Raw genomic sequence first — 5,732 nt, 5'->3', positions numbered from 1 at the left:
AAGTCAATGAAATCAACGGTCTACCCAGACCACCCCCGCGCCAGTGCTAGCTTTGCGTACCGTCACTTATTGCACTGAAAACGAGGAGACCCCGGGTCGGACGGACGGCCCCGATCGACAGGGGAATCCAATCAATCTGCGTTTTCATGATGCCCGTCATGGCTCCGTGTCGTTCTGGCGAACACCAGATCATCCCTTCGGCCCACGCTGCAAGCTTGCGCAGATCCTGGACCTTGGGGTGCGTTTCGGGCTCGCTGTCGGCCAGCGGGAGTCCAGCAGGATCGAAGATCTTGACTTCGCCTCCCATGGCCTGAAGAAGACGTGCCGCTTCGAGGATCAGAAGCCGGCTGTACGAACGCTCACGCAAGGATCCGTAGAGCAGCAGGAAAGGTGGCAGGGGTCGAGACGGGACGCGACCGCCAGTCGTCGCTCGGTACCCAGCTCTGCCGGCCGTCCGAAAGTTCCTTGAGATGAAAGGACAATGCACTGCGCGAAACGCCCAAACCTAGCGCCATCGTGCCCGGAGTCAAGCCTAAACGGCCGGCGGCGTTGAGATGTCGCACGCCGCATTGGCGGTCTGGCTGCGAGAGGAGTGCAGTGCGGCGCCGCGCAGCCGCATCTCCGCCCCGAACACGCAGACTGCCGCCACCGGCTGGCCGCTTTTTGTCAGCACCGGCGAGGCGACGGCCACCGTCCCCGCCATCACTTCGGCGTGCGTCACGAGCACACCGTCCTGGAGCACGGTCTGGAGGTCACGGGCGATCAGGTCGCGTGCATGTCTACTGAGCTGACTAAGCGACTGCCGCCGCTGGTCCGGCGTCAAGTGCGCCAGTATGACCTTTCCGCCGGCACCGTTGTGCAGCGGCTCGGTATAACCCACTCCGCGGCTGAACGAGAGGGCCTGAGGGCTCTTCCGCTCGAAGACGCACATGCGATGGGTAGCGGAGACGGGCATCATGAGCGCGACGGTTTGCTGGGTGCTACGCCAAAGCTGTTCTAGCGGGCCGGCAGCCAGAGTGACCAGTGGAGGCGCAGGCGTCCACGTGCTCGCGAGCAAGCCGGTGCGGGCGCCCAGCTGGAAACGTAGCGGGTTCCCGAACGAGTAGATCAGTCCCCTGGTTTCCAGTGTTCGCAACAGTCGGTAGAGAGTGGGTCGGGACAGCCCGGTGCGCTGCTGCAGCGCCGGAATATCGAGAACCGGCTCCTGCTGTGTGAAACTGAAGAGCACTTCGATGGCGCGTTCCACGGAACGCACCGAGCTGTCACTCAAGATCTGGCTTGTGGTGGGTTGCGACTTCGAATAGAGCTCTGCCATACACATGCTTGCTGAGACTTACCGATTAAAGATCCAGAACAAGGCAAGCTGACCTGGAGCGGGAACAGCAAGGCAGGAACTGGTCGTTCGCGGCCTGCTCCTGCGGCGTCAGGTACATGTCCCGATGGTCGGGCTCTCCTTCGAGCACGCGTGTGAGGCAGGTCCCACACACGCCTTGCTCGCAAGAGGTCGGCACCAGGATACCTGCGGCCGCAAGCGCCGAGGTCACCGAGGCATCGGCCGCAACGCGGATGGTTCGACCGGAGCTGGCTAGCTTAACCTCGAAGCTTCCGTCGGTGGCCAGCTTCTGCGGCGCGGCGCTGAAGAATTCGTAGTGAAGCTGGTCCTGCGGCCAGCCGCTGCTGCGCGCATTGGACAGCACAGCGTCCATAAAACCCTTGGGACCGCAGGTGTAGATGTGGACTCCGCGCCGTGGCGTGCGCAGCAGCGCGGGCAAGCCGAGCTTCTGCTGCTGCGGGCCGTCGTCAAGGTGCAACTGCACGTGCGCTGCATAGCCCGCCTGCTGGATGCGCTCCCGGAACGCTGTGCGTTCCACCGAACGCGAACAGTAATGCAGGGTGAAAGGCTGCTTGAGCACGTACAGCCGCTCGGCCATGCACAGCAAGGGCGTGATGCCGATGCCGCCGGCGATCAGCAAGGTCTCCTCGGCACCCGGAGTGAGTGGGAAATGGTTCCGCGGTGCGCTGATGGTGATCACATCACCTTCGCGCACGAGCTCGTGCATCGCGCGCGATCCTCCCCTGCCCCGCGGGTCCTTGAGCACGGCAATCTGGTAGCGGTGCGACTCCTCAGGATCGTTGCACAGCGAGTACTGGCGCGTGACACCAGAGGGCAACAGAACGTCCACGTGCGAGCCCGCAGAGAACGGAGGCAGTGCCCTGCCGTCGGTGCTCACCAGTTCGAACAAGGCAATGTCCAGCGCAAGGGGAATCTTGCGCGCCACGCGCACTTGCAGCATTTGCGCATTCATGGTCTCGACTTCTCCCGACTGGCAGACGAAGAAATGCTCGCGCCGCGCTGCGAACCGGCAGCCGACGCGGCTGTCCCGATCCGTAGAATCTGCGCATGCGCAACTCTCCCCGTGTGCCCCTTGAAAACAGAATCTCTTACCGCTGCCTGTCGGTGGCATCGCGCATCACACGCCATCTCGCCCCGCGGTGGAAGAGCGAGTTCGGCCTGACGGTGACCAGCTGGCGTGTCATGGCCGTCATCGGACGCTACGAGCCGCTGTCGGCGATGCAGGTCGCCGAGCGCACCAGCACCGATGCCTTCTTCGTCGGCCGGGCGATCGACAAGCTGGTCGAACAGGGATACCTCAAGAAGGGCGTGGACCCCGACGATCGCCGGCGCTTGCGACTGAGCCTCACGGCCACCGGCAGGAAAGTCCACCGGCAGGTGGAGGACATGATCAACCTGGTGGAAGCCGACCTGCTCGCCGGGATTCCCGCCGATCATCTGAGTACTTTCTTCGCCACCATGTCCCTGCTGGAAAGCCGAGCCGGCAGGCTTGGCGGCTGCGATCCGTAGCCGGGTCACTTGTCGAGAGTGATCCCCGCCTTGCGAATCACGCCGCCCCAGCGCTTGTACTCGGCCTTCAGGTAGGTATCGAACTCCTCCGGAGTCATCCCTCGGCTTTCCACGCCGAGTTCCTTCAACTTCTCCTGGACCTCACCCTGATTCAGGATCTGGCGCATCTCATCGGAGAGCTTGCGGCGGATCTCGATGCCGGTACCTGCGGGTGCCAGCACCGCGAACCATGGGCCCGAGACGATTTCAGGGTGACCCGCCTCGGCGAAGGTCGGCACCTGCGGCAGCACGGTGCTGCGTCGGGCAGACGCGATGGCGATGGGCCGCAGCTGGCCGGATCGGATGCGCGGCACGAGGTTGATCGTGTCCCCGATCATCATGCCGACCCGCCCGGCCAGAACGTCCGTCAGGGCGGGAGGAAACCCCTGATAGGCAACGTGAGTGAGACCAAGCCCAGTCAGCTGGTTGATCAGTTCGCCGGTGACATGCCCGGTGGTGCCCACTCCTTGCGTGCCAAAGGTCATCTTGTCCGGGTTTGACTTGGCAAAAGCAAGCAAGTCGGAAAAATTAGCCACCGGAAACGCTTGGTTGGTCACCAAAAGGTTCGGTGCCTCGGCCACGAGGGTGACCGGCGCGAACGCAGTTTCGGCGTTGTAAGGCAAGCGCTTCATCAGGAACGGATTGAGCACCAGTGGCCCCTGCGCCGTAAACAGGAAGGTGTGCCCGTCGGCCGCGGCCCGCGCTACCGAGTCCGCACCGACGATTCCGCCTGCGCCGGGGCGGTTCTCCACCACGACGTTTTGACCGAGCCGTCCTTCCAGGTGCCGGCCCATCAGACGGGCCACTACGTCGATTGAGCCGCCTGCGGCAAACGGGATCACGAAGCGGATCGGCTTGGAGGGCCATGCAGCATCCCTGGGCTGCGCCTGCGCGGCGAACGCAAAGGCGGTGGCCACTACAGCGGCAGTCAGCGCGAGGGGTCGGCGGAACTTCACGAGAACATTCACTGGAGTCTCCTTTGGATTGGTGGTGAGGCACGGGCTCGCTTCGCTTTGGCGGCGCGCGCCGACCTCCTGCAGCGGCGCGCTCAGGCGCTCGGCACGGTGGCAGGATGGGTTCCCGCCTGCTCTGCGGTCATCTCCTTGGGCAAGAGCATGGCGACGGCGCGCCGCTTGTACAGATCGGCGCGCGAGACGGCCGCCGGGATCGTGCCTTCCGTGGCGAACTTCTTCGCGGATTCGATCAGGCGCCGGCGGCACTTGACGATTGCGGTATCCGAAGAGCCCAGGTGTTCCTTGGTCCGGTCGGCGATCGCGCCCTGGCTCTCCTGCACTACGAGATCCTGCAGCTGGGCGCTCAGGACGCCGGTGAACGAGCCGCTCTTCTGGAGGGTGCGGTCCATTAGGTAATCATTGGCGCGGTTGCCCTCGGGGATGTAGGTTCCCGAAACGAGCTTCGCGTAGTCGAGCCCGCCGCCCTTGTACTCGGCGAGTTCATCGTTGCTCAGAGGACGTCCAGCGTGGTAGCGGATGCGGTACCACCAGCAGTTCTCATCGTCGATGGGGATGAACAGGTTGGCCCTGCAGACCAGGCCTTCGGCTGTCGGCACCAGGACGGCGGTGGGCATCAGCCACTGCGTGATGCGCCAGTAGAAGGTGTCCTCGCCTCCGTCCCGGCGCGCAGAGATGCGCATACCGTAGTCGGTGTCCTCGCAGAAAAAGCGTGGCGCCCCGTCGGCATCGCCGTACTCCTGCAGGTGGCCTACGTTGAACACGTCCTTCTCCATGGGCGCGATGGACCGGTGCAGAAAGGTAAGGTGCGCTGTGTCGATGCTGCCTTCCAGCGCCTGCTGGTAATTGCATTTCATCAGGCACTTCGAGGTGTAGAAGTTCTGTGCCGGCAGGCTCATGAATTCCATCTGCGGCAAAGGCGGGACGCACTCCTGCGGGCCCAGGTAGGCCCAGACGATGCCTCCGGCTTCGTGGACCGAGTATGCCTTGGCGCGAATGTTCGGATTGCACCGCATCGGGCTGCCGGCAGGTTCACTCGGCATGTCCAGCAGCTCGCCGGTGACGCTGAACTTCCAGCCGTGGTACACGCAGCGCAGCCCGCCTTCCTCGTTGCGCCCGAAGAACAGCTCGGCCAGGCGGTGCGGGCAATGCGCGTCCAGCAGGCCGACCTTCCCGCTGGAGTCCCGGAAGGCGACGAAGTTCTCGCCCATCAGCCGAACCCGCACCGGAGGGCAATCCGGCGCCGGCAGCTCCTCGCACAGAAGCGCGGGCTGCCAGAACTGCCGGAACAGGCCACCCATGGCCGTGCCGGGGCCGACGCGGGTGAGGATCTCATTGTTTGCAGAATTCAGCATGTTTGACCTCGGACGAAAATTACTTGCGGTTCGCTATTATTCGATCGCATCCACCGGCTGTCAATGCCGCCGCCCCGTCCCCACCGCCGGTGGGGCATTCACCGGTCACACATACGGGGCTGCCGAGGCTAAGCGGCCCGAAACTCAGCAATCCAGGGTGCGCAGCACGTCCGGCAGGATCCGCCGGATTTGACCGGAGATGAACGGCACCCCGAGCGGGTCGCCGAACACTCCGGCGGTAGGCGGACCGATGGCCCTCAACGTGGGTTGCGGGTTCCCGGCCGCATCCAGCGCTTCGCAGTGGGATCCCACATGCAGGCCGATGCCGGTCGGGTCCAGCCGCAGCCAACCGTGGTCTGCGAGGGCATTCAGAAAGGGGTTGAACCGCCAGCCAGCGCCGGGGTCAAGCCCGGGGTCTCCTCGTTTTCAGTGCAATAAGTGACGGTACGAAAAGCTAGCACTGGCGCGGAGGTGGTGTTGGTAGATCGTTGATTTCATTGACTT

General features: G+C 64.0%; 5 protein-coding genes and 1 pseudogene. 1 reads left to right on the top strand and 5 read right to left on the bottom strand.

Translation table 11 applies throughout. The features are described from left to right. Positions 1 to 49: 49 nt before the first annotated feature. The 3 genes and pseudogenes from DY262_RS21355 to DY262_RS21340 all read right to left on the bottom strand — a co-directional run. Positions 50 to 487 (bottom strand): annotated as a pseudogene (locus tag DY262_RS21355) (NAD(P)H-dependent oxidoreductase); the annotation flags it as partial. Between the two features lie 45 nt (positions 488 to 532). Continuing rightward, a complete protein-coding gene (locus DY262_RS21345) occupies positions 533 to 1,315 on the bottom strand; it encodes an IclR family transcriptional regulator (protein WP_181936601.1) in 783 nt (260 codons plus the stop codon). Positions 1,316 to 1,340: 25 nt separating this feature from the next. Then, complete coding sequence (locus tag DY262_RS21340; RefSeq protein WP_028605018.1) at positions 1,341 to 2,306, bottom strand: PDR/VanB family oxidoreductase; 966 nt, start codon at positions 2,304 to 2,306, stop codon at positions 1,341 to 1,343. A 95-nt stretch (positions 2,307 to 2,401) separates the two neighbouring features. On the opposite strand from DY262_RS21340, the gene DY262_RS21335 reads away from it, so the two are divergent. After that, positions 2,402 to 2,863 carry a MarR family winged helix-turn-helix transcriptional regulator gene (locus tag DY262_RS21335; RefSeq protein WP_031942749.1) on the top strand — a complete coding sequence of 154 codons (462 nt, stop codon included), beginning with the start codon at positions 2,402 to 2,404 and terminating at the stop codon, positions 2,861 to 2,863. Positions 2,864 to 2,868: 5 nt separating this feature from the next. Here DY262_RS21335 and DY262_RS21330 read toward each other — a convergent pair whose 3' ends face one another. Together DY262_RS21330 and DY262_RS21325 are read right to left on the bottom strand one after the other, a co-directional pair. Continuing rightward, positions 2,869 to 3,870 (bottom strand): Bug family tripartite tricarboxylate transporter substrate binding protein, encoded by a 1,002-nt coding sequence (locus DY262_RS21330; RefSeq protein ID WP_116961060.1) that lies wholly within the window; start codon positions 3,868 to 3,870, stop codon positions 2,869 to 2,871. 80 nt (positions 3,871 to 3,950) lie between these two features. Further along, positions 3,951 to 5,228: a Rieske 2Fe-2S domain-containing protein gene (locus DY262_RS21325; protein ID WP_031942751.1), complete on the bottom strand. Its 1,278-nt coding sequence runs from the start codon at positions 5,226 to 5,228 to the stop codon at positions 3,951 to 3,953. Between the last annotated feature and the right edge of the window lie 504 nt (positions 5,229 to 5,732).

Source organism: Hydrogenophaga borbori, assembly GCF_003417535.1.
GTDB classification, from domain to species: Bacteria; Pseudomonadota; Gammaproteobacteria; order Burkholderiales; family Burkholderiaceae_C; genus Hydrogenophaga; species Hydrogenophaga borbori.
This window is presented reverse-complemented; position numbering and strand designations above follow the sequence as displayed.

Coding starts and splice junctions, on each gene's coding strand:
- DY262_RS21345 (WP_181936601.1), bottom strand. CDS start 1,315: ATGGCAGAGCTCTATTCGAAGTCGCAACCCACCACAAGCCAGATCTTG.
- DY262_RS21340 (WP_028605018.1), bottom strand. CDS start 2,306: ATGAATGCGCAAATGCTGCAAGTGCGCGTGGCGCGCAAGATTCCCCTT.
- DY262_RS21335 (WP_031942749.1), top strand. CDS start 2,402: ATGCGCAACTCTCCCCGTGTGCCCCTTGAAAACAGAATCTCTTACCGC.
- DY262_RS21325 (WP_031942751.1), bottom strand. CDS start 5,228: ATGCTGAATTCTGCAAACAATGAGATCCTCACCCGCGTCGGCCCCGGC.